A 23,472-nucleotide genomic window follows, 5' to 3' on the forward strand; every position below is an offset into this window, starting at 1 on the left:
GGCTTAGTTATGTACGGGCTGATTACCGTGATTTACTAAGCAACGAATCGCACCTAAGTGCCAGCCTTGAGAGTGGCGAACTTCTACAAGTTTTTCCCATGCTGCAAAATTCTCCTCTTCCAAACCAACACTGAGAATTCCCTGGCGATTAAAAGGGATTTTGCGACCTGTTAAAGCTTCTAGTTCAGGAATCAAAGTCTCATAGCGTTGGATGCTAGTTTGTCGCATCTGCCAAGCTTTGCCCTTGATTTTTTGGCTGATTACGCCCATCAAAACGCCAAGTGCAGCGCCCGTAGAAGCTTGTGCTGGTGGTTGCCGATCGCAAACTGTGATTTTCAGCCCTTTTACTTGACTGAGTTCATAGGCGATCGCAGCCCCAACTACACCGCAACCGATAATAACTACATTCATAACTTGTGCTTTAAATGAGAAGTTAGAAGTGAGGAGTTAAAAATTTAAAATTCTTAACTCCTGTACAAACGCGATTAATCGCGTCTCTAACTCCTAACTCTTGTACAGACGCGATTAATCGCGTCTCTAACTTTTAACTCTCTTCTTTCTTAGGAAGCAGATCGAGGAATTTGTCAATGTCTGCGAAAGCAGCTTGGGAGTTACTTAGGGCAACTTGAGGATTGCCAGCACTAGTAGCTTTATCAAGTTTAACTAGGTCGTTAAACAAATCTCGCGTTATTTGACGTGCTGGGGGTTGGTCTTTGGGCAGAAGATTGGGAGTGACATAAGTCAGATTCAGCCTTGCTTCTGTTATGGGGCCATGTATAAAGTTACGCACATTAATCCAATCACCTCTTTGGATCAGGGTTTTCAACTCTTGTGAGCGATCGCGCACAGCCTGAATTTCAGGAACATAAGCCTGAATTCTTTCAAGTTGTGTTGCTGTATAAGTCGGAGGTGCTACCGCAACACCAGGGCCACCACAACTAATTAGGAATGTGGCCAATAATACTAGGAAAAATGAAAAAATCGAGCGTTGACGCACCATACATTGAACTTGATTACTGTTTTTTTGCTGATTAACAGTGTCATTTTAGATCGCCAGCGTAATTTATCGTTCTTATCAGCCAAGGATTTTGCAGAAAATCTCGATATTTTTTACAAACGGCAGAGTTTCATCTGCTTTTTAAGAATTTTTAAGTACAATTACTTAATAGGTGTTAGGCAGTCCCAACAAGAAGGAATTTTTGGCTTCTGTTAGTAACTAAAATTATTAGGGAAGTATGATTTAGAGTTGCTAAATCTCAAAGGTCTTGATAAGCTGAAACACCAATAATATAAGCCTTCTGGCGGTTTTTCTGTCTTCACATCCCGGAAGATGCCGACGCAATATAGGAGTTTTTTTTAGTGAACGCAGCTGAACAGGCAACGAACCTTGAACTCGCCAGCAACATTGCTACGGTGGTTAATTTGTTCAAATTCGAGTTTCCTGATGCCAAATCTGATCTCAAACCCTGGAAGAATGATCCGGAAACTAGGGAGTTAGTCGATCCAGACTCTATAGATATTGGCTTTCACTTTCCTGGTATCAGCAAATCTTGGCGAAGTCGCAGTATTTTAATTCAAATCCGATTTTATCAAGATCCCATCAATAATTCCCGCCGTGCGATCGGCGTGGAGGTAGCTGGATTTGATCATCGCGGCGAAGCGTGGCGACTTTCTACGGTAGAAAACTGGAGTATTGTCGGCGCGTCTTCGCCTTCTGGTGAAATCGAGGATAAGCTCAAACAGATTTGCCGACAGATTTTAGAAGTTTTTAATAAATCAACCGTACAGTGACTTTTTATTTGTCGCTGTGTCTTGCTTTGTGTGATCAAAAGTGTGAATTCTGGACTTTCCAGCGTTCAGCCTAGAATTAGCACGGGAAATTTACAGGTAGCATCAACACAAATTGTTGCAAGCCTAAAGTGAGTAAGGTTCAGCTTGATGACACGAATTTGTCTCAACGCCATTTAATTTGTCACTGTACAGAGATAGAGACGCGATATATCACGTCTCTACTACCAATTTTGATTTCAGGTATTTAAATGTTTGAGAATCAACGAGCAAATATCTGTCGCCTCAATTTGATTTTTATCAACTAGGTGAGTTTGATGAGTGATAAATAGAGGCCCTTCGGCAAAAGAAGTGGTAATGTGACCGTGAGAGCCACTTATAAGGGAAGCATCCAGAGGAATCACGTCCATTAAATAGCGAAAACCCAGTTGTTTTTTAAGTAGCTTCAAAGCAATTTTTCCTTGAGGAAATTTTATCTGCGGATCAAGGAAAAGCTCTACAGGATCGTAACCAGGTTTACGGTGGATATCTACAGTTCTAGCAAAATCAGGCGCTTTTGCATCATCGAGCCAATAATAATAGGTAAACCAAGCGTCAGACCCGGCGATCGCCACCAACTCTCCCGATCTAGGATGAGCAATATGGTAGGTTTGCTTACCCTCTTCATCCAATACCTGGGCTACGCCTTCAGTCGCTTCTAAAAGCGATCGCACTTTCGGGATATATGCTGGATCATTCACATAAACATGAGCAATTTGATGATCGGCAACAGCAAAGGCAATGCTAGCACCAAAATCGAGCAGTTCTCGCCCCAATTCTTCCCGCACAGCTATTAAACCATTTTCCCGTAGTACCCGGTTGATATCCACAGCTTTAGAGACTGGGGTAATACCATACTCAGAAAGAATAATTACTTGAGTATTACGTGCTTGATAATATTTAATTAAATCGCCACAAACAGCATCAATTTCTCGCAAATCAGCTTGGATGTGTGTTTCATCATGACCAAATCGTTGCAGACAGTAATCTAAATGTGGTAGATAAACCAGTGATAATGTAGGGCTGTAACGTTCCTCAATCCATTTTGCCGAATTGGCAATCCATTGACTAGAACTAATAGAAGTTTTTGGCCCCCAGAAATCGAACAAAGGGAAGTTTCCTAAATCAGATTGAATTTGCGATCGCACATCATTAGGATGGGTATAAATATCAGGTAATTTTCTCCCATCTGCGGGATACATCGGGCGCGGCGTAATGGCATAATCTACTGAAGAATACATATTGTACCACCAAAAAAGGTTGGCACAAGTGAAATTCGGGTCAATTGATTTAGCTATTTCCCAAACTTTGGGAGCCTGTACTAGTTTATTAGATTGTCGCCAAAACTTCACTTCGCATTCATCGCGGAAGTACCAACCATTAGCGACAATTCCATGTTCATCTGGCAATTTTCCTGTCAAATAAGTAGCCTGAACAGAACAAGTTACAGCAGGTAAAACTGTTGCGATCGGGACTACTTGCCCTTTTGCAGCCCAAGAAGATAAAAACGGCGTGTTTTCTCCTAGTAAGCTAGGCGTTAATCCGACAACATTTAGAACAACCGTTTTCTGCATAAACTTAATCCTCTCTTAATACAAAATTGAAAAATTAAGTAGAAACGCACCATAAGGCATCTCTACAGATTTAAACTATAAAATTCAGTTTAAATCTTAATTTATTAATTACGAATTACGAACTTTTACTGAGCGTATCCGAAGGATTAGAAATTACAAACTATTTTTTAATACCCACTCATATTCCCGTTGAATAGAAGTTAGCAAATCTATTTTCATTTCTGCTGGTAATACATCCCAAGTGTAAGTCTCAATTTCTAAATGTGAGCAAGCATTGTTTGTTTTAAGCAGATGTAAAACAGTAGCAATGTCATCTTGGGTAGACTGCAAAATTTGATAATCATGAATAAAAATTGGCACATGAAAGTGGATACGCCATTCTTCAGCTATAGATTGTTCTAAATGCGGTAATGCAGTTATTAAGTCAGGATAGTGATGGAGTCTACCATCACTGCGACGTTCTATTACCTGATGAAGATAAGTAGATTCAGCAAAAGGACGTAAGCGTTCAACTATCAAACTACGCTTCTCAACATCAGCAGGTATTTTTACTTTAATTGCGGCGCTGATTTGAATTTTGCCAATTTTAATTCCTGCCGATTGAAAACGCGCAAATACAGATTTTGGTTCCTCATATTCAACTGAAAAATGGCACGTGTCATAGCAAATACGAACGTGTTCTAGCAATTTACTTTCTGCTATATTCTGTTCAATATTTAATTTCTCTGATAAGTAATTCCCGCCAATTGGTAATAACCAATTTTGATAGAAATCAATTACTTCTGAGGTATTTTCAATTAACCCATCAGGCTCAGGTTCTAAATCAATATGGAGTATCTTTCCTGTTTCTTCGCAGATGCGAATCATTTCTAAAACTACTGATGCTATATTCAAACAACTCTTTTTCAGAACTGTCTCGAAAGTTCCTTGGTCTTTTTCCCACCAAGGTTTATAGGATAATGGCAGCGTAGAAATTCCGCCATCCAGTCCTTCTGGCAACAGAGTAGCTAAAATTTGTGCCAAGTTTAATGTATAATTTACCCGTTCTTGTGTAGACCAATCGGGTGCATAAACTTGGTCTTTCACTACCTGTCGATGGAATCCGCCATAAGGAAATCCATTTAAGGTGAAAACGTATAAATCTTCTTGACTAAGCCACGCTTGGAATTGAGCCAAGTTATTATTTTGTAACAGTTCTTTGGCCGCTGCATCTGCTAATCTTAAACCAATACCAAAAGGTGCTGTTGGTGATAAACGTGACTTGAGATTGAGAACATATTTATCTAAATTTGTGAAAACCTCTAGCCAACTTTCACCAGGGTGAATATTGCTGCAATAAGTTAAGTGATTATTGTTTTTTGTAATTTTCATTTTCTAGTTTAATCCCTTGTATATGTAATCTATTTTTTGGGCTTATACTATTTCACAAAATACCTGTCACATATTCATTGTTATGGGCGCACATCTATACGCCCATACAGCTGATTCATGATATTACTGGGTGTATACATTCAAATTTAAGTAACGGCAAATACTTTTGCTAACTTTATCGAAAATGGTAGCAAAATTAGAACGAATAAACCGTAATATAAACCAGCAAAACCAGATGCAACAGTTGCATCTAAAACTATTAGAGATAAGACGCCTATTTTCACGGCATTTCGGATATTTTCGGCTACTGGTTCACGGGCAGCTTTGATAAAATTAGGCAAGACTCTGATAGCTAATAAAACAGCAAATGGTAGTGCTGCGATCGCTGTATACTCTCCTAATAATCCTAAAGCTAAAACTGCCGTCAAAACTATTGTAATCAGCAGTAATGCTAGTACTCCTGTAATCTTCTTACCTCCGTGAACTTCACCCTGACTAATTGCGGTAATAGCAGCAATGTAAAAAACAGGAATCAGCGCTAAATACCAACGTTCTCCTATCATTGCGGGTACAGCACTTACACCTAATAATAAATTACTGCCACGACACAAACCCATATTTAAAGGGCCAAAAAAAGGATGATGTTTGGCGAGTGAGTTATACAGTAGGCATGAAAGAGTGATAAATATAGCGATCGCAGCACTCAACAACGATACTTGGAAAGCAGCTATAATCCCGATCGCAAACAGTATACTCCCCAATAAAGTAGCATTTTGACGAGATACACGACCACTGGGAATTGCTCTATTTGGTCGCTCTTTTGCATCTAATTCAGCATCAAAAACATCATTAAAAACTATACCACCGCCGTATAAACCAGTTGTAGCTAACAACAACCAAGCTAATGGAATTAGTATGGCAAAACTTGCTTCTCCATTGATTAATTGAGCAAAAATAATCCCAGCGCCAGAAGCAGCAAAGCCAACAAGAATATCCGCCCAAGCAGTAACAATATTAGCAGGACGCATCAATTCCAGATAACCCCGCCAGCCTTGAAAATTTAAGCTTGCAACATTCACTTATCTACCTCCTCGCCTAGTAATTTCTCAAAAAAACGCATATTAAAATTGAATCAGATATTTATGTAATAAACACCCATTAACTATCATTCACAACTCATACCGATTACATCTGAGGTTGCTCCCTAACAATTTGCTCAAGCCCAAAGTCTCACCAAGCTTGATTTTGTGCAGTTTCATAAAGAATTGGTATCAGGATGAAAATTTATCTTCCCCAGTCCCCACTCCCCACTCCCAACTCTCAATTTTCTACTCAATCAACACATAATCTGAAACTGATTTGATTCCTGGTTCTTGTCCCCGCAACACAGAATTACCATTGAACATCTGACGTTGATCAACAGATTGAGGATTAAGCCAGTCTGATGCTTTCATCTGCCCAGTTTGACTGTAAGCAGTTAGGGCGTTTTCATAACAAACTGCTCGCACATGTTCTTCAGGAATACCCCTATCTAACATTAACTGAGCCGTTTTTGGGACTGCCAAAGGATCGCTGATACCCCAATCAGCGCTACTATCTACAATGATGCGATCGCGTCCATACTTACGGACAACTTCTACCATCCTGGCGTTACCCATCTTCGTCTGTGGATAAATTGTAAAAGCTGCCCAAAAACCCCGTCCTAATACTTCCTCAACGGTTTCCTCGTTGTTATGGTCAATAATTACTTGTGAGGGATCTAAGCCATATTCAATACAGCGATCCATACTCCTACTAGCACCCGTCTTTTTATTGCGATGAGGCGTATGAATTAGCACCAACATATCGAGTTCTTTGGCTAATGCTAACTGTTGACAAAAGTACTTATCTTCAGCTTCTGTCATATCGTCGTAGCCAATTTCACCAATGGCAACAACTCCCTCTTTACAGGCATAAAGTGGTATCAGTTCTATAACTTCTGCTGCTAGTGCCTCGTTGTTAGCTTCTTTCGGATTTAGGCCAATTGTGCAGTAATGTTGGATGCCAAATTGACTAGCACGAAACCGTTCCCAGCCCACAAGACTGCTGAAGTAGTCTTTGAATGTGCCAGCGTTCGTTCGCGGTTGTCCTAACCAAAAGGCTGGTTCAATAACGGCGACAATGCCATATTCCCGCATTACTAAGTAATCGTAAGTAGTACGCGAACACATGTGAATGTGAGGATCGATAAACATCATAGTGTGGTTTAATGAGCAATAAATTTTATTAGGGATTAGGTACTTGGAAAACTTAGTCCCTTTTATTTGTAAACAAAGAGGCGTTAGCGCAGCTCGCCGCAGGCATCGCGGCTAAAACTGCTCCAAGTCAGATTACCTTGTTGAATGGATGACTGTAAATCTGGGTAACGGCAAAGTAATGCTTGTGCTTGGGGTAAAGGAGACTCAGCACAAGCTAACGCTGCTGCTTCTTGCTCGTGTATATCCCCATTAGCCAGTACTTTTTCCAAATCTGTGATGATTGCACTATCTGCAAACCGCCCTAGCGGTCGCCAAAGTTCTGGCGTAACTGAGCGTTTAGCTGCCCAACGTTCATGGGCATAGTCTGCTAACATTCTCGCCAATTCTGGGTTAGCACGCCGATCGAGTCCCCAAATTAGATGTAACGGACTGCCGACAAACACAGCCTTCAGCACCATCTGATTCCAAGCAGCATTATCTAAATAATCTGCTGGATAAGGGTTTCGTAGTGCTATGGCTTGGAATACATTACTCATATTGCTGCGAATTCCCTCAGCAGCGCGATGGCGATGTAACTCTGGATGTGGTAATAACGGCAAACTTTGATAAAGGACAACTAACTCCCCCATATCAGCAGTGGAGAAGAATTTATCAAGCGATCGCACATAGCCCTCAGCATCATCATCGGACAAAGCTAAAAGCAAGAGTGTACGACCTGCCTGATCTACACTCCAATGACCAGGATACCAACCGGGAATCACATCCTCTGCTGCTTCCAAGTCCTGGAATGTTAGCTGCAAATCCTGTTTACCTAGATAACGCGGCACAGCACTAAAAGCCGTAAAAAACACTCTTTCAGCAGCGCCGCTAGCAATCTGTGCCTGTTTGTGTTCTAGCCAAGCAAAAGCTTTCTCTGAAACAGACTTTAACAGCCAGTGATGCAGTAACTTGTTTACTTTACTCATGATGAATTTCAGGAGAAATTGCCCAACTTTTTTGTGACAACTAAGTATAAAATCTAGCACTAAACTTGATACTTTTGGATTCAAGTAGCTAGATAATATACTACTGAAATCAGAACTTCACTGAATCTATAAAAATATCCTGACTTTCAATAAGATACTGTAAAGATACCATTTCGATTAGGTAAAGGCTCAAATTTTCTTACGGAATAAAATTAGAATTTAATGTAAGAATGAGATTCATAGGCAATCTTAAATCATCAACTCTAGGCATCAATAAAGTTTTTAATAAATGTAATTTTAAAATTTCTATATTGAAAGTAAAAATTTTCAAAATTACGATAAACTTATTAGCTCACTTTTGATAGATAATCAATCATTTTAAATTTGAGCTTTTCAAGAAGTTTATTTTCTAATGTACTATCAATTTTAATTGTAGCACTGCATATATTGACACTTACTTAATAAGTAATAATATTCCGATGGCTATTCAACAAAAAACCGTTTTTAATCTTCAACCAATTAACCAATGTGTTCGCGTGACCTTTAATTATGATGTTCACTTTACTAGAGGTCTGTTTGAGTTAGATAATCCTTTACTCGCACAAGCGATCGCCGCAGATGGGGAGACAGCCCCAAAACAAGTGCTAGTAGTGGTAGATGCAGGATTTTTACAGTATCAGGATGGGTTGCTAAAAAAATTATCAGTTTACGCTCAGTATTATGAAGATGTACTAACACTGACTGGTGAGCCGATAGTAGTTCCGGGTGGAGAAGCAGTCAAAAACGATTCTAGATTTATAGAGCGAATTCATCAGCAGATCAATGCAGCTGGATTGTGCCGTCACTCCTACGTCTTAGCAATTGGAGGTGGAGCTGTCCTAGACATGGCAGGATACGCAGCAACAACGGCTCACCGAGGAATTCGGCTGCTCCGAGTACCGACAACAGTATTAGGGCAAAACGATTCGGGGGTAGGGGTAAAGAACGGAATCAATGCCTTCGGCAAGAAAAACTTTTTGGGTACATTCATGCCACCTTATGCTGTCTTGAATGACTTTGATTTTCTTACTAGCCTTAACGATCGAGATTGGCGATCGGGTATTGCAGAAGCGGTGAAAGTAGCGCTGATTAAAGATGGAGATTTCTTCAATTTCATTATGACTAATGCCGATAAATTGGCTAATCGAGACATGGACATAATGGAAAGGCTGATCTATCGCTGTTCTCAGTTGCACTTAGAGCATATTGCTGGTAGCGGCGACCCCTTTGAAATGGGTTCATCGCGTCCTTTGGATTTTGGACACTGGGCTGCTCACAAACTAGAGCATTTAACTAATTACAGCCTACGTCATGGTGAATCTGTAGCGATCGGAATTGCTTTAGATACGACCTATTCATATTTAACAGGTCAACTCTTACAATCTGAGTGGCAAAGGGTTCTAAGTACACTCAAGAAACTAGGCTTTACCTTGTACGTATCGGCACTGACAGAACAATTAGATCAACTTGATCATCCGCATTGTCTATTTAGGGGGCTTACCGAGTTCCGTGAACACTTAGGAGGAAATTTAACAATCACCCTTCTACAAGGAATCGGGCAGGGAATAGAAGTTCATCAGGTGGATTTGTCTTTATATAAAGATGCTATTTTGATGCTGCAAGATTGGGAATTTTTGCATTAATTTTCTCTTGGATAGGATCAGCAGAACGCCTGGAAATCGACGAAACTAGTCGCATGAGACATACATTAAAAAATTAGTAAGGTGCTTGTAAAGTTAAAGGCGATAGGTATTACGGGTATTACGGCAATCGCGTCATCTACAAGCACCATTTTTTTTGCACAATGTTCTCTAATAAGAAGAAAGAAGCTTAATAACTAATCAATAAAATAATTTATAACGAATAAAAAATTTCTAGCGTTTTCTATATCTGAATCTATATCATTATAAAGGTTACGATATTCAAAATAACTGTATTCATTTATTGCTCTATATTCATCAATACCCAGTACGAGTGCTAGTTCATAAGCAGCTTCTTGTCCCATAAACTCAATATCTCCATTTTTATTAGATATTAAGATATGAGAGATTGATTGTAAGGTAGTACTTGGTAGACAGTATTCTAATAATTTATCTGGATCGCCTTTAATATCGACCACGTTGCAGAGCAGGGTAAACCTGTAATCATTCGAGGCGATCGCAGTAATGCGATTCTGCTTGCCCAAAAAGATTGGTCTGCAATTCAGGAGACTCTTTACTTATTATCTATCCCTGGAATGCGAGAATCTATAAAAGAAGGACTAGCAACCCCGATCTAAGAATGTGATGGGGAGTTGGATTGGTGAGTCAGCGAGCATCTGAGGAGCCACTTCTAAACCCCGAAGGAGCGAGTTAGAGGTTGATATGAGGTCATCGAATCTGAGCAAATAGTCAAGATGATTCGCATGTGGACGCATTACGAGTAAGTTATCTCTTCAACCCCCCTTGGTGTTCACAATGAAAACCTTGATTCTCCCAAGCTTGCATATCTACTTCGGCAAGCCTTGTTACATTTGAGCATTGCGGTTGAATAATTTGACTTAAAATTGCCCAAAATAAGCTGCGTGTTACATCTAATCCAGTTTTGACCCAAGATTCACGATTACCAGGAACACCCAACTCCTCAACAATCTCTGTCTCTACCCAAATACCATGAGCGCCTAAGAGAATCTGTGCCATCCATTTGGCTCTGGGTAAGTGGCTTGGTGAGGAAATCAACATGACTTTATGCACTCCCCAACGTCGCAAAATTGGAATACCATAATAAAAATTTTCAAAGGTAGAATTGGCGCAGTTTTCTAACCAAACGTTTTGTAAACTTGCTAATTCCGCTTGAAAAATTAACCATATACAGGGATCTGGGGAACCATGAGAAATTAAAATTGGGGTTTGCGGGTATTGTTTTGCTTGTTGGGCAACATAAGTTTCTCGACGAATACTGCCACCAAGCACCAAGAAGGCATCTACTGGCTGCGAAGAAGCAAAAACTAAGGTTATAGTGGTAAAAATCAGCCAAGTGCCCAAAACAAAGTACAATCCACCAGTTAGTTTTTGTAACGATTGCCACAGATTAGCAAAAAGCTTTTTAATAGAAATTAACGATTTGATGGTAAATTTACGTTTCATGACTTAGGTAAGAAAAGCTGATTTAATGGCAGTATAACAGTACTGCAATTGGGCGCTCAAAGTGCTATCTTATAAAAGTAATGAATAAGTACAAAAATGACGCTGATTAAAGTGTCACATGTTCAGTAGAGCCTTCCGGAGAAGGCTAACAAACTGAGAAATGGTTGTTAATAATGCAATATTTTCAGCATCATTCAACGATAAAAATGATGAAGGGAGCAGAGCTTAATTTGGGGTATAAAAACTTAAAAATTTCTCGAAAGCCTGATTGCTAAACTGTCAATAACACAATTATTCCAGCTAATATACATGAACCAATCTGCGAAAAGTTACTCGCCGCTCCAAGTAGCCTTGATTGGTGGAGCGATCGCCACTACTGCTACTATGTCTTTATTCGGCACCGCTTGGACTCGTGGTGTCCGTGCCGCTCTAGCCCTACAAGACAGCCCGAAAGTGATAGTTGACCAAGTATGGCAACTGGTGAATCATGAATATGTTGATGGCAAATTTAATCAACAAGATTGGCAAGCAACCAGGCAAAGCCTGTTGAGCAAAGACTATTCTTCTCGGGAAGAAGCTTATGCTGCCATCCGCGAAGCTTTACAAAAGTTGGGAGATCCTTACACTCGATTCATGGATCCCAAACAGTTTGAAGCCCTGACTAGCCAAACATCTGGGGAAGTCTCTGGTATTGGCATTCGGATGGAAGTGAACGAAAAAACTCAGCGCCTCACTGTTGTCGAAGCCATAGAAAATTCTCCGGCGCTGAAAGCTGGGATTAAAGCAGGCGATGAAATTTTGGCCATTGACGGCAAACCCACTCTCAAAATGAAGGTGGATGATGCTTCTAAGCTAATTCGTGGCAAAGCGGGTACTCCCATCAAGTTAAAGCTGGGACGGGCGGGGCAAAATGCTTTTGATTTGAAGCTGACAAGAGCAAGTATTGAAGTGCCAACGGTACGTTATACCCTCAAGCAAGAAGGGAATCGCCGCGTTGGCTATATCCGTTTGCGGGAATTTAGCGCTCACGCCGCAGACCAAATGCAACGAGCCATCCGCGATTTGAACACTAAGAAAGTTGATTCTTATGTCTTGGATTTGCGGGGAAATCCTGGCGGGTTGTTACAGGCGAGCATTGAAATTGCCCGGATGTGGTATAATGACGGCGGAATTGTCAAGACAGTAGACCGTGTGGGCGGCACTGAGGAAACTAAAGCCAATCGCACTGCTCTAACAAATCGTCCTTTGGCGGTCTTAGTGGATGGTAATTCAGCTAGTGCTAGCGAAATCCTCACAGGGGCACTCAAGGATAATAAGCGGGCGGTAGTCGTAGGTGGTCAAACCTTTGGTAAAGCCTTAGTGCAGTCAGTTCATGAACTCGCAGATGGTTCCGGCTTGGCAGTTACCATTGCCCATTACTACACCCCGGCGGGAACAGATATTAACCATAAAGGGATTGCCCCAGATATCAAGCTAGACTTGACAGAGGCACAAGAGCGGCAGTTGGCTTCTAATCCAGATTTAATCGGAACTAAGAGCGATCCACAATATGCCCGTGCGATCGCAATTTTATCAAATCACAACTTTGCCCAACCGCCAGCAAATCAGCCCACTCGACCCATGAGCCGCGCCGATAACCTAAAATTTTAGGTGAGTGATTTGTTTCCAGGTGTTTATATAGTAGTATTCCCAAATCCAGATTTTTGGAGTTATGAAAACTGCTTGATATACCGTTCCAGGATTTTGGATTGGGAATACTAGTTAGTAATCCCATCTCTAAAATCTCAGATTTATGAATCATCAGCCAGTTGATGCAACCACCGCCACCAGTTTTTTACCAATGGTGTCGGTGGTTGTTCCTATTTATAACGGTGAGGCCGATTTACCAGAGTTAATCAATTGTCTGTTGTCTCAAACTTACCCGAAAGACCGGGTAGAGTACTTGTTGGTGGACAATAATAGTAGCGATCGCACTCTCACCATCCTTAAAACATCTGCCGAAAATTGCCCAATTACAATCCGCCCATTGAGCGAAAACCAAATTCAAAGCTCTTATGCTGCTCGTAATACTGCGATTCGCGCCGCTACGGGTGAAATTATCGTTTTTACCGATGCTGATTGCCGTCCACAACCGCAATGGTTAAATACATTAATTCAGCCTTTTGTCAACAAAGAAGTGGTAATTGTCGCTGGTGAAATTTTGGCACTACCAGGCACAACTCTGCTAGAACAGCACGCAGATCGTCAAGAAACTTTGTCGCAAAAGCATACCCTTAACCATTCCTTTCGTCCCTATGGTCAAACCGCTAATTTAGCGATTCGACGCATTGCCTTAGAAAAAGCGGGTTTATTTCGTCCCTATCTTACCAGTGGTGGCGATGCCGATATTTGCTGGCGGATTTTGGCCCAAAACATCGGGCGTTTGAAATTTGCCCCGAATGCGATCGTTCAGCACCGCCACCGCACCACACTTAAAGAACTGCAAAGTCAATGGCGGCGCTATGGACGCTCAAATCGCTATCTGCACGAACTGCACGGTGTAGATTTGATGCGAGAAATTACACTTAAAGAATGCGGTTATCGTTTGGCACGTTGGTTAGTGAAGGAAATACCAAGAGATATGAAAAAGGCGTTAGCGCAGCCCGCCGCAGGCATCGCGGGTCAAGCCACCCTTGTAGATTTATTAAGTACTCCCATTGGTTTGTTCACAGCCAGGGCGCGTACTGCTGGGCAAAGAGACGCCAAGTTGCCAGAAAATGCCAAGATAATTGATCGGTTCTAGACAATACTAGGGGGCTGGAATATGAGCAGTCAGTTCTGTAGAGAGTGCAAAATGCCCCTCATTCTATAAGTCGCTGGCTCACAAACTCACCTTTACCTAACCTTCTAGTCCTTCGCATTTATTTTTTTGCATTGGAATGCTCCAGTTCTGTATGGCATTCTATAGTATCTCATGCCACTAGGCAGCTAAATAATAAAAAAGGCTCTTGTCCGCCTAAAAGCATCACCTGAAAGCCATATTCTTTTGTTAACATCACAAAATTGAATATATCTTAAGAACTATTTAAAAAACAGAGGCATAGCAAATACACTATTATTTGTATAATTTTAATTTTAATAAGTTGTATTTAATAAAATAAAAATTTCAGAAGGTGGGACTTTTTCCAACTTAGTACTTTAGTCATTAATAGACAAGTTTGTGGCACTGAATAGTGCGAAGAATTGATTTGAGCGTGGACAAATTTTATTGCTCTGCGATCATTGATAGACAAGTTAGTAAATCAAGAAAACAAGTTATGCGATATTTATTTATAACGTATCCGCTCTTTCAAGTAATCCGATCCTCCCGTGCTTAATAAAGTCTAAAGTTTTCAGGAAGACATGGGGTTAGTTACTTTACAACTACGCTTGATAGTTTTGTGAGTTGAGCAATATGAATGTGGATGGATTTAGCCAACAGATAGAAAAATTGCGCTTACAGATACAGAAACTATTACAATGCAATGGAACTAAGGCAAACTCACAAGAAGAGATAATAACAGAGGCTTTCGAGGAACTCCACACCGCAATGGAAGAACTATTGACAGCCTCCCAGGAGTTAGAGGTAACACGAGCAGCAGTAGAAAAAGAGCGTCAGCATTACCAAGATTTGTTTGAGTTCGCTCCAGATGGTTATTTGGTAACTAATGCCGTAGGGACAATCCAAGAGGCTAACCATGCAGCAGCAACCTTGCTCAGTGTCCATCAAAAGTATCTAGTAGGTAAACCATTAATTCTTTTTATTGCTCAACAAGACCGCCAGTCCTTTAGCCTTCAGATGAACAATTTCCAGGAGCTACTGAACTGGGAAATTAACCTACAACCACGGCGAGGAGAGCCTTTCCCTGCTATGATTAAGGCGTCTGCGGTGTACGACTTACAGAGGAAGCAGGTTGGCTGGCGTTGGCTGCTGTGCAAAATCAGTGAACGCAAACAAGCTGAAGAAATGTTGCACCAAGATTACGATGACTTAGAAATACGAGTAGCAGAACGGACAGCGGAACTTGTAAAAGTAAATCAGAAATTGCTAACTGAAATTACAGAGCGTAAACGAGTCGAATCACAATTGCTGCACCTTGCGTTTCACGATGCACTGACGGGTTTGCCGAACCGCGTTGCATTTATGAACCGCCTAAGACGTGCAATCGATTATTCAAAACGGCATTCAGATTATCTATTTGCTGTACTATTTATCGATCTAGATCGATTTAAGCTGATCAATGACAGTCTGGGACACATAAAAGCAGACCAATTTCTGCTTGCTATTGCAAGTAAGCTAGAACTATGTGTACGCTCCATAGATACAGCTGCACGGCTTGGGGGAGACGAATTTACAATCCTGCTTGAAGGAATCCAAGATGTGTCAGACGCCATCAAAGCGGTTGAGCGGATTCAACAGGAACTAGCGTTACCCTTTGAGCTTGACGGACAAGAAATGTTCACAACGGCAAGTATTGGTATTGCGTTGAGTTCGACAGTAGACTATGAACAGCCAGAAGACCTGTTGAGGGATGCTGATACAGCAATGTACCGAGCCAAGATGTTGGGCAGAGCGCGTTATGAGCTATTCAACTCAGATATGTATGCTAATGTTCTGGCGAAATTGCAGTTAGAGGCCCAGTTGCGCCGAGGAATTGAACGCCTTGAGTTTCGAGTTTATTACCAACCGATTGTTTCGCTCACCAAAGGCTCTATTTTAGGTTTTGAGGCTCTGTTGCGCTGGCAGCATCCAGAGCGTGGTTTGCTTAATCCAGCAGATTTTATTCCCCTGGCAGAAGAAACTGGAATAATTTTCTCTATTGGCAACTGGGCGTTGCATGAAGCCTGCCGCCAAATGCAAGCTTGGCGGATGTGTCATCATTCCAACTTACTAGAGAAAATCAGTGTCAATCTCTCCCTAAAGCAATTTTCCCAGCCGGATTTGATTGATCAGATTGGGCAAATTTTGCGTTCAACTGGTCTTGATGCTGGCACTCTAGTGCTAGAGATTACTGAAAGCGTAATTGTGGAAAATGGCGATAAGGCAACTGCGGTACTTTTACAACTTCGAGAAATGAGCATTGAGTTATCAATTGATGACTTTGGTACGGGCTACTCCTCATTAGGTCGTCTTTATAACTTTCCGATTAGTGTATTGAAGATTGACCGTTCTTTCATCAGCCCGATGTCCACTAACAGTAAAAATTTAGAAATTATTGAGATAATTATCACATTGGCACACAAACTAGGTGTGGATGTGCTAGCCGAAGGAGTAGAGACAAAAGAGCAATTAGCACTTCTAAGAAAGTTGAACTGTGAATATGCCCAGGGAAATTTTTTCTCTGTTCCATTAAATAGTTCAGCAGCAGAAGCATTAATTATGGAAAATCCTCAGTGGTAAGGGGTATTTAACTAATTTGTAATTGATAATGATGCTTATTGTATTATCAGAGCAATCCTGAATCATTGCTGAGAAACAAGATCCCCGACAACTTTTACAAAGTCGGGGATCTGCGGGTTGCAATTTTCACGTTACAGCATCAATTGCCGCTACAGCAACATCCCAACTAGCTCCCTCATCTCGCAATAGTTTAGCTAATTTTCCTGTATTAAACCCGTGTCCACTATTCCAAATACCGTCGGCGACATCTCTGTAGCTGAAGGTTGCACCATCATCCAACGCATCTGCTATTACCTCCAATGAAGAACCAAGCTGATAGTGAAGTACCTGAGCTGTGTCAACTGCATTGGCTCCAAGATTTTGGAGTTCTCTGGTGATATCTTGTGTATTAGCTAAACCACTATCCCATAGACCATTAGCGATATCATAGTAGTTGAAATTCCCATTGCTCAGAGTAACCCCATACTTCATGTCACTTGCAATCTGTATTTACCCAAGTTGCGGTTTATGAAATTTTAGATTTTTTTGCTTCCGTCGATTCATGCGATCGCCATCACAAGTTGACGGTTGCGCTACACGCAACCATCAATTTTGAGTTAATCAAAAATCCAAGTACTGGATTTTTTAAGGTAATATCTTTAACTTATTCAATGAAGGCTTGTTGTAGGGGAAATGAAAAAGCGATCGCGGGACTTGTGAGAAATGCGGGTTAGGCGATGAGAATTTTATGAGTTCTGTAGAGGTCACTTTGTCAGCTCAAATGGAAAAATTGTACGTCTTTACCTTTAAGCATTTATGTATAAGAATTCTAGGGTGCTATGGGGTGTAGTCAAAAGTAGTTGGTAGATGAGCGATCGCTATAATACTGAAGTGTTAGCAAATTAAGTATTCAGCGAATGGGAGTTAATTCTTTTTGTTCGCTTGGGACACAGATGCCAGTACGAATCTGACAACCATCTAATTCTACTAAAATTCGGTTCCAACCATCTCTTTTAGACGGTGGAATCAAGTTTTTGAAATTATCACTAGATAGCTTTCCTCACCATAGCAATTGCTCATCTACCAACTACTTTTGACCACACCCATTGTAGCTCGGCTAACTTTGACACCTATTCGCTCCTCTAATCGTTCGCACAACTCAACTAAAATTGCATCATTATCTTCTTCCACCAAAGTCACTATCAATCCTATCTGTTCGCTGTTGAGTTTAGCCGTATTACCGCCACCATGTGCCTTCGGCTCAACTGTCTTACTAACTCGATATCGCTTTATTAGCTTCTGGATAAACGTTAAACTTACACTAAATCTTTTTGCCAGGTGTCTTTGAGAACCTTCTTGATTTTTATACGCATCAATCACTTTTGGCGAAGATCAGTGGAGTATGCTTTCATCCCAGATACACATTGCGTATGTACATCCTGAGAGGATGTTTTAAAAGTGGGGGGCAATTGTAAGAAAGCTCACAAGGCTTAAGCTGAGATTGTAAGCATCAGCACCTTGGTGCGATTCGTTGAGTATAAATACTTAGAAAGAGGTAGGGATTATCCGCAAGGGAAACCAACCTCCTGTATTGGTTGGAACCGAACCTTGACAACTGAATGACCATGAGGGTGTGAATCCCTCCCCTGTAGAGGTCAGGTGAAAGCACTTCCCCCAGGTTTGAGACTAGCCATCAAAGCCTGAAGCGGGGATGAAAGCCCCTCCACACTCCTAATCCAAGGTAGTGCGGGGCAAGCAAAGAACCCATGAATAAGGTATTACACCTAAACCACGACTGAACCATCGTGAGATGCAACCAGCGAAAAGGATTGAAAACGCTGGAGCCAAAAGGCAAAGGATAAAAGGTAGGCAATTCGAGGTTTTGACCTACAACCTCTCTAAAACAAACCCGGTGGAAAGTGGAATTCTAAAGGTTCATAGCATGGTCATTCGGAACGAAGTAACCCGCCGTCTGCTCTTTTGGGGGTCGATACCAGAAGTAGGTGCTAACCGGATGCTACGGCTGGGCGGGATTGAGTCAGAAGCGAAGGACGTGGTTGTAATGACCCGTATATGCTGACGGACTCACGGTAGTAAGGAAGGAATAGTCTCAAGTAGCAGTAAATATGTCTAAAACGAGTGTCAAAACTACGGTGGAATGGAACAAGGTGAACTGGCGTAAGCTGGAACGCCGAGTTTATAAGCTGCAAAAACGAATATTCCAAGCCTCTAGTCGTGGTGATACTAAAGCAGTTCGCAGACTCCAGAAAATGTTGATGAGGTCTTGGTCTGGAAGAATGCTGGCTGTACGTCGCGTGACTCAAGATAACCAGGGTAAAAAGACAGCCGGGATAGACGGGGTAAAAGCGTTAACGCCCATACAAAGGCTAGCCCTGGTAGGAAATCTTGAACTAAAAAAGAAGTCCAAACCCACAAGACGGGTATGGATACCAAAGCCAGGAACGGAAGAAAAACGTCCACTAGGCATTCCCACGATGTACGACAGAGCTACTCAGGCGTTAGTCAAATTAGCGCTTGAGCCGGAATGGGAAGCACGATTTGAACCCAACTCCTATGGCTTCCGACCAGGACGTTCCTGCCATGATGCTATCGATGCAATATTCAAGGCAATCAAGTGTAAAGACAAATATGTGCTAGATGCTGACATTGCTAAATGCTTCGACAAAATCAACCACAAGGAACTTCTTAGAAAGCTAAACACATTCCCTACCCTAAAACGCCAGATAAAAGCTTGGCTCAAATCAGGAGTGATGGATGGCAAAGAGTTGTTCCCCACATCTGAGGGTACTCCACAGGGGGGTGTTATTTCACCACTCCTAGCAAATATTGCCCTTCACGGGATGGAGGAACGGATAAAACAGGTAGCAGAAACGTTACCAGGCAAAAAACGAGAAAATCGCAATGCCTTAAGTTTGATCCGTTACGCCGATGACTTCGTGATACTGCACGAAAACATAACCGTTGTCCAAAGATGTAAAGCAATCATCGCCGAGTGGTTAAATGGCATGGGACTTGAACTTAAACCAAGTAAAACGCGCCTAGTCCATACTCTGAATAAATACGAAGGGCAAGAAGCGGGGTTTAATTTCCTGGGGTTTAACGTCAGGCAGTACCCAGTAAGCAAATACAACACAGGTTGTAATACAAATGGGAAATCCCTTGGTTTTAAGACGCTGATCACCCCCAGCAAAGAAAAGGTCAAGGTGCATTACGAACAAATTGCCGGAATAATAGAACAGCATAAATCCGCCCCTCAAGCGGCACTGATAGCCCACTTGAATCCAGTCATCACTGGATGGGCTAATTATTTCAGCACAGTAGTCAGCAAGGAAACGTATTCCGAGCTAGACATGAAAGTGTACCGGAAGATAAAAAGCTGGGGCAAAAGAAGACATCCGAATAAGTCAGGTAAATGGGTAGCCAATAAATACTGGCAAACCATTGACGGGGATAACTGGGTATTTGCAACTCCGCAGGAGGGTAAAAACCCAATGCAACTTCTAAAACATAGCGCCACAGAAATCAGGCGATATGTGAAGGTTAAAGGCGAAGCCAGTCCTTTTTCGCTAAATTGGAAAAAGGTAAACTTAAGGGAATTTTAAATGTCAGCACAATTGTTACTGGTAGATGATGAACCAGGGATACGGGAAGCCGTGAAAGACTATTTGCAAGAGAGCGGTTTCAGCGTTCAAGTCGCCAGTAACGCCCTTGAAGGTTGGGAATGGATGCAGATGAATACACCTGACTTAGTGATTTCTGATGTCATGATGCCTCAGGTGGATGGCTATCAGTTCCTGAAGCAACTGCGAGAAGACCCCCGCTTCCAAGCGCTACCGGTAGTATTTTTAACTGCTAAAGGCATGACAGGCGATCGCATCCAAGGGTATCATGCTGGTGTCGATGCCTATCTACCCAAACCCTTCGATCCAGATGAGTTAGTGGCTATAGTCGAAAATTTGCTAGCCCGCCGTGCTGCTAAGGCTGCAACTACAGGAGATGACGTTGAAACCCCTGATCTTGCTGAACTAGCCAATCAGATTGCCCAAATTAAGGCATTGTTAACTCAAAGAAATGCCATTTCCCAATCGCCAGCCCCTTTCAAAATTGATTTGACTCCTAGAGAACAAAGTGTTTTGAACTTGGTCGCTGAAGGGTTAATGAACAAAGAAATCGCCCGTCGCTTAGAAACCAGCGTCCGCAATGTAGAAAAATACGTCAGCCGTTTGTTTAGTAAAACTGGCACCAATAGCCGTACAGAGTTAGTTCGTTTCGCCCTAGAACACGGTCTTGCAAAATAGACAGTTTTTGAATTGGGAATTGGGAAAGAGGAGGCAGTTCTTGCAGTTCTTGCAGAAGGCAGAAGTTCTAAAATGTTTGAATTTTGAATTTTGAATTGATTTCTCCCCCTGCCCTCTTCTTGTGGGTAATTGGCAATAGGTAACTGGCTGCTAAACCATGACCTATTACCAGTAATAGATAAAACAAAAGTATTTCAGCAAATCAGGCACTTAGTTAAAGTAAAAAGCTAAAAGGAAGGTTATTTATTTTAACTTTGGCCTTTTAGGTTTTCATTGAATTCGCGCCTTTTGTCCAATTCCCCATCTGTAAAGACACAGAATTTTCTTGTTCCTGCAATGTTTTTATAAAAACTCGGTAAAATGCACCCGGCTGAATTTACTATTATATTCTACCAGTATCCTTTGCTACAAAGTTTTTAATAGAGGAAACTGTTCCTGGGACTCTGTGCTGCTAAATAAGACTTTCACAAAGGAGAAATCACAATATTTTATGAATTCTACTTGCGACTTAGTTTTTATTGCAACGGGGCCATGCGATCAACATTTGATTTGATGCCCAATTCATGTTTTTTGGCTACTTAAATTACACCTTTAAGGCTGGGGATTTTCAGCAGCATTACGCAAGCGCATCAGTTGGCGTCGCATTTGAGGTGAGGCTTTGAACTCGGACACTTCCTGCGCTTTAACGGACGCTTGCAGCGTCTCTAGAAAGTCATCAGAACCCTCGGTCAAGGCATCAAGTAATACCTGTAACAGTTGTTCGCGATCGCCCAATAGACTCTTTTCCTCAATCAACCGGAATTTGAGATGGATTTCGCACTCATAAACACCTACTTCGAGATTATTTATCTGGCGTGGTAATGCTTTGGAGTTCATAGCTATTGAGATTCCTTTACTTGGTGGTCATGAGGGTAAGGAGGTAGATGCCCAGCAAAATTCTTTATATCTTCTTTGAATCTAAAGTGCTTGAATTAAGAATTTTTCTTCATCAATCACCTTTGTATTCCATTTCAGTCTCCTGTGTTTTATTTTCAAGCTAGATTTTGATGTGACTGTGCCAGATGTAGCTTATGGTAAGCCATAACTATTATTCAGTTTTTAAGATTCTACACAATAAAGTTTCTGTAAGAAGTTGTCCGGTCTTTTTAAAGCTTTTTACATCAACTTTATGTTAACGTCAATAACAGTTTGACTTGTTACTTGAATTTTGGTGTTTATACGTAAGTAAAATCGCTTAATTTTTTGGAACTTATTAAAGCCAGAGGTCGATGTAGCGCTATTCAGTAAAATTACTTGATGTACGTTTTTTGCAATAGAAAATTCCGAAGAAATTGATCGGCATAATTATTAAGGTAAAAACTTTTGTTCTCCAGAAAAAAATGTACACAGATCAAATTATTCCTGGTGAGTGCTTCACCCTACTGGCTTTTAGGCTTCATGAGTACGAAAATATTAGCAGTAGGTAAGATTAGCACACCGCTTTGACTTGTTTGCATACGTCAAAAAAAACATTCTCCACAGTAATTTTTACAGGAAAATAATTGGACTACTGTCAGTACTAGCTACTAATTGTGTCTTCAACTCCTAACAGAAGTAGTAAGTTAATCAGTACAGGTGATATTTTTACTTATGCCCATTCAATATACCCTTTTGAAACTGCGTTCAAAGCTTGTAAATTGAGAGCATTTAAGCTTGAATATAGCGTTTACAATAATTTCAGTGTAATCCACCCAAATCTTACACCCTTTTATGGATAACCCGATGCTGCTCAAGTCCACAACCCGGCATGTCCGCATTTTTGCAGGCGAAATTGACCGGGATGGCGATCTGGTTCCCAGTGAACAGGTCTTAACGTTAGATATTGACCCAGATAACGAATTTAACTGGAATGAAGATGTGCTGCAAAAAGTTTATCGAAAATTTGATGAACTAGTAGAAGCATCTAGCGGCGCAGACCTCACAGACTATAACTTGCGCCGTGTTGGGTCAGACTTAGAGCATTATCTGCGATCGCTCCTGCAACTTGGCGAAATCAGCTACAATCTCTCTGCCCGCGTTACCAACTACAGCATGGGAGTCCCCCAAGTTGCAATTGACGACAAAAAATAAGCGAATGAGTTGGTAGCGATCTGGCTGAACCTTTCTGACTTTTCAGATCCATCTGGAAAAGTTCACGAAAAACCTAACCCCCTTCCCGACGCGGGAAGGGGGAAAATTAAAAGTCTATCTCCTTGTAGGAGAGAGTTAGAGAGAGGTTTTCCAGATACCGTGAAAAGTCAGCTTAACCTTTCTGTGCCAACTTACAGCTATTTTGCCCTCTGTCAGGCTTTGCCGTCTCCCCAAAGAGCATTTCCTTCTGAGAAACTGGAAACGAGATTACGAGATTTTTAAAGCCACTTCATTCGCCAGGTAAGTAGAGCGGCGTAAATAATTAAAGGTTTGTAGTGAGCGGCTCCAGCCCTCTCTACAAGACGCTACGCGAACATTTGAGGACTTTAGTCCTCTCTCCCAGACACTACGCCCAGCAAGATCCCCAAAGGGATACAATACAAACTAATTTAAAGATTTTTTAGATTACTTAACCCAGTTTGATTGATTCTTACTGACTGACTTTCGC

20 protein-coding genes and 2 pseudogenes are annotated in these 23,472 nt (G+C 41.4%); 10 read left to right on the forward strand and 12 right to left on the reverse strand.

The features are described from left to right. Positions 1–54 precede the first annotated feature (54 nt). Positions 55–411 (reverse strand): annotated as a pseudogene (locus tag ACFFAP_RS02655) (NAD(P)/FAD-dependent oxidoreductase); the annotation flags it as partial. Between the two features lie 133 nt (positions 412–544). Then, positions 545–1,021, reverse strand: a pseudogene (gene psbQ / locus ACFFAP_RS02660) (photosystem II protein PsbQ); the annotation flags it as partial. Positions 1,022–1,359: 338 nt separating this feature from the next. Here psbQ and ACFFAP_RS02665 point away from each other — a divergent pair. Continuing rightward, complete coding sequence (locus ACFFAP_RS02665) at positions 1,360–1,791, forward strand: hypothetical protein (RefSeq protein ID WP_375509768.1); 432 nt, start codon at positions 1,360–1,362, stop codon at positions 1,789–1,791. Positions 1,792–2,027: 236 nt separating this feature from the next. On the opposite strand, the gene ACFFAP_RS02670 is transcribed toward ACFFAP_RS02665, so the two are convergent. The 5 genes from ACFFAP_RS02670 to ACFFAP_RS02690 form a co-directional block, all read right to left on the reverse strand. Beyond that, entirely contained in the window at positions 2,028–3,401 is a 1,374-nt protein-coding gene (locus ACFFAP_RS02670; protein ID WP_375509769.1) for an alkaline phosphatase family protein, read from the reverse strand. Positions 3,402–3,554: 153 nt separating this feature from the next. Further along, positions 3,555–4,772, reverse strand: coding sequence for a metabolite traffic protein EboE (gene eboE / locus ACFFAP_RS02675; RefSeq protein ID WP_375509770.1), 1,218 nt, complete (start codon positions 4,770–4,772; stop codon positions 3,555–3,557). A gap of 146 nt (positions 4,773–4,918) precedes the next feature. After that, entirely contained in the window at positions 4,919–5,851 is a 933-nt protein-coding gene (gene eboC, locus ACFFAP_RS02680; RefSeq protein WP_375509771.1) for a UbiA-like protein EboC, read from the reverse strand. A 249-nt stretch (positions 5,852–6,100) separates the two neighbouring features. Beyond that, a complete protein-coding gene (locus tag ACFFAP_RS02685) occupies positions 6,101–7,009 on the reverse strand; it encodes a TatD family hydrolase (RefSeq protein ID WP_375509772.1) in 909 nt (302 codons plus the stop codon). Positions 7,010–7,092: 83 nt separating this feature from the next. After that, positions 7,093–7,974: an EboA family metabolite traffic protein gene (locus tag ACFFAP_RS02690; RefSeq protein WP_375509773.1), complete on the reverse strand. Its 882-nt coding sequence runs from the start codon at positions 7,972–7,974 to the stop codon at positions 7,093–7,095. 479 nt (positions 7,975–8,453) lie between these two features. On the opposite strand from ACFFAP_RS02690, the gene ACFFAP_RS02695 reads away from it, so the two are divergent. Beyond that, a complete protein-coding gene (locus ACFFAP_RS02695; RefSeq protein ID WP_375509774.1) occupies positions 8,454–9,656 on the forward strand; it encodes a 3-dehydroquinate synthase in 1,203 nt (400 codons plus the stop codon). Between the two features lie 194 nt (positions 9,657–9,850). On the opposite strand, the gene ACFFAP_RS02700 is transcribed toward ACFFAP_RS02695, so the two are convergent. Further along, positions 9,851–10,198 (reverse strand): hypothetical protein, encoded by a 348-nt coding sequence (locus ACFFAP_RS02700; protein ID WP_375509775.1) that lies wholly within the window; start codon positions 10,196–10,198, stop codon positions 9,851–9,853. Here ACFFAP_RS02700 and ACFFAP_RS02705 point away from each other — a divergent pair. Beyond that, entirely contained in the window at positions 10,112–10,291 is a 180-nt protein-coding gene (locus ACFFAP_RS02705) for a type II toxin-antitoxin system Phd/YefM family antitoxin (protein ID WP_375509808.1), read from the forward strand. The two genes, ACFFAP_RS02700 and ACFFAP_RS02705, sit on opposite strands and share 87 nt — an antisense overlap. A 148-nt stretch (positions 10,292–10,439) precedes the next feature. Here the strand turns inward: ACFFAP_RS02705 and ACFFAP_RS02710 are convergent, their stop codons facing one another. Then, entirely contained in the window at positions 10,440–11,138 is a 699-nt protein-coding gene (locus ACFFAP_RS02710; RefSeq protein ID WP_375509776.1) for a YdcF family protein, read from the reverse strand. Between the two features lie 309 nt (positions 11,139–11,447). On the opposite strand from ACFFAP_RS02710, the gene ctpB reads away from it, so the two are divergent. The 3 genes from ctpB to ACFFAP_RS02725 all read left to right on the forward strand — a co-directional run bounded on the left by ctpB (position 11,448) and on the right by ACFFAP_RS02725 (position 16,557). Next, entirely contained in the window at positions 11,448–12,788 is a 1,341-nt protein-coding gene (gene ctpB / locus ACFFAP_RS02715; RefSeq protein ID WP_375509777.1) for a carboxyl-terminal processing protease CtpB, read from the forward strand. Between the two features lie 142 nt (positions 12,789–12,930). After that, a complete protein-coding gene (locus tag ACFFAP_RS02720; RefSeq protein WP_375509778.1) occupies positions 12,931–13,920 on the forward strand; it encodes a glycosyltransferase in 990 nt (329 codons plus the stop codon). 651 nt (positions 13,921–14,571) lie between these two features. Next, positions 14,572–16,557 (forward strand): putative bifunctional diguanylate cyclase/phosphodiesterase, encoded by a 1,986-nt coding sequence (locus ACFFAP_RS02725; protein WP_375509779.1) that lies wholly within the window; start codon positions 14,572–14,574, stop codon positions 16,555–16,557. 126 nt (positions 16,558–16,683) lie between these two features. Here the strand turns inward: ACFFAP_RS02725 and ACFFAP_RS02730 are convergent, their stop codons facing one another. Both ACFFAP_RS02730 and ACFFAP_RS02735 read right to left on the reverse strand, forming a co-directional pair. Continuing rightward, complete coding sequence (locus ACFFAP_RS02730; protein WP_375509780.1) at positions 16,684–17,028, reverse strand: hypothetical protein; 345 nt, start codon at positions 17,026–17,028, stop codon at positions 16,684–16,686. A gap of 588 nt (positions 17,029–17,616) precedes the next feature. Continuing rightward, positions 17,617–17,916 (reverse strand): transposase, encoded by a 300-nt coding sequence (locus ACFFAP_RS02735; RefSeq protein WP_375509781.1) that lies wholly within the window; start codon positions 17,914–17,916, stop codon positions 17,617–17,619. 562 nt (positions 17,917–18,478) lie between these two features. On the opposite strand from ACFFAP_RS02735, the gene ACFFAP_RS02740 reads away from it, so the two are divergent. Genes ACFFAP_RS02740 through ACFFAP_RS02750 form a run of 3 tightly spaced genes read left to right on the forward strand, consistent with a single transcriptional unit; the run spans position 18,479 to position 20,855 of the window. Then, positions 18,479–18,616: a hypothetical protein gene (locus ACFFAP_RS02740; protein WP_375509782.1), complete on the forward strand. Its 138-nt coding sequence runs from the start codon at positions 18,479–18,481 to the stop codon at positions 18,614–18,616. A 46-nt stretch (positions 18,617–18,662) separates the two neighbouring features. Beyond that, positions 18,663–20,159: a group II intron reverse transcriptase/maturase gene (gene ltrA / locus ACFFAP_RS02745; protein ID WP_375509783.1), complete on the forward strand. Its 1,497-nt coding sequence runs from the start codon at positions 18,663–18,665 to the stop codon at positions 20,157–20,159. Further along, positions 20,160–20,855, forward strand: a complete 696-nt coding sequence (locus ACFFAP_RS02750) for a response regulator transcription factor (protein WP_118166491.1) — start codon at positions 20,160–20,162, stop codon at positions 20,853–20,855. 591 nt (positions 20,856–21,446) lie between these two features. On the opposite strand, the gene ACFFAP_RS02755 is transcribed toward ACFFAP_RS02750, so the two are convergent. Then, positions 21,447–21,731 carry an Npun_R1517 family heterocyst differentiation transcriptional regulator gene (locus tag ACFFAP_RS02755; RefSeq protein ID WP_118166493.1) on the reverse strand — a complete coding sequence of 95 codons (285 nt, stop codon included), beginning with the start codon at positions 21,729–21,731 and terminating at the stop codon, positions 21,447–21,449. 873 nt (positions 21,732–22,604) lie between these two features. Between ACFFAP_RS02755 and ACFFAP_RS02760 the strand changes: the two genes are divergently transcribed. Further along, positions 22,605–22,964 carry an NAD(P)H-quinone oxidoreductase subunit M gene (locus ACFFAP_RS02760; protein ID WP_375509784.1) on the forward strand — a complete coding sequence of 120 codons (360 nt, stop codon included), beginning with the start codon at positions 22,605–22,607 and terminating at the stop codon, positions 22,962–22,964. Positions 22,965–23,472: the final 508 nt, after the last annotated feature.

The organism is uncultured Nostoc sp. (assembly GCF_964245575.1).
In the GTDB taxonomy this organism is placed as follows: Bacteria; Cyanobacteriota; Cyanobacteriia; order Cyanobacteriales; family Nostocaceae; genus Nostoc.

Excerpts from the sequence above, each read along its gene's own strand:
- ACFFAP_RS02670 (WP_375509769.1), bottom strand. The coding sequence starts at position 3,401 with ATGCAGAAAACGGTTGTTCTAAATGTTGTCGGATTAACGCCTAGCTTA.
- eboE (WP_375509770.1), bottom strand. The coding sequence starts at position 4,772 with ATGAAAATTACAAAAAACAATAATCACTTAACTTATTGCAGCAATATT.
- ACFFAP_RS02685 (WP_375509772.1), bottom strand. The coding sequence starts at position 7,009 with ATGATGTTTATCGATCCTCACATTCACATGTGTTCGCGTACTACTTAC.
- ACFFAP_RS02690 (WP_375509773.1), bottom strand. The coding sequence starts at position 7,974 with ATGAGTAAAGTAAACAAGTTACTGCATCACTGGCTGTTAAAGTCTGTT.
- ACFFAP_RS02695 (WP_375509774.1), top strand. The coding sequence starts at position 8,454 with ATGGCTATTCAACAAAAAACCGTTTTTAATCTTCAACCAATTAACCAA.
- ACFFAP_RS02710 (WP_375509776.1), bottom strand. The coding sequence starts at position 11,138 with ATGAAACGTAAATTTACCATCAAATCGTTAATTTCTATTAAAAAGCTT.
- ctpB (WP_375509777.1), top strand. The coding sequence starts at position 11,448 with ATGAACCAATCTGCGAAAAGTTACTCGCCGCTCCAAGTAGCCTTGATT.
- ACFFAP_RS02720 (WP_375509778.1), top strand. The coding sequence starts at position 12,931 with ATGAATCATCAGCCAGTTGATGCAACCACCGCCACCAGTTTTTTACCA.
- ACFFAP_RS02725 (WP_375509779.1), top strand. The coding sequence starts at position 14,572 with ATGAATGTGGATGGATTTAGCCAACAGATAGAAAAATTGCGCTTACAG.
- ACFFAP_RS02730 (WP_375509780.1), bottom strand. The coding sequence starts at position 17,028 with ATGAAGTATGGGGTTACTCTGAGCAATGGGAATTTCAACTACTATGAT.
- ACFFAP_RS02740 (WP_375509782.1), top strand. The coding sequence starts at position 18,479 with ATGGTCATTCGGAACGAAGTAACCCGCCGTCTGCTCTTTTGGGGGTCG.
- ltrA (WP_375509783.1), top strand. The coding sequence starts at position 18,663 with ATGTCTAAAACGAGTGTCAAAACTACGGTGGAATGGAACAAGGTGAAC.
- ACFFAP_RS02750 (WP_118166491.1), top strand. The coding sequence starts at position 20,160 with ATGTCAGCACAATTGTTACTGGTAGATGATGAACCAGGGATACGGGAA.
- ACFFAP_RS02755 (WP_118166493.1), bottom strand. The coding sequence starts at position 21,731 with ATGAACTCCAAAGCATTACCACGCCAGATAAATAATCTCGAAGTAGGT.
- ACFFAP_RS02760 (WP_375509784.1), top strand. The coding sequence starts at position 22,605 with ATGGATAACCCGATGCTGCTCAAGTCCACAACCCGGCATGTCCGCATT.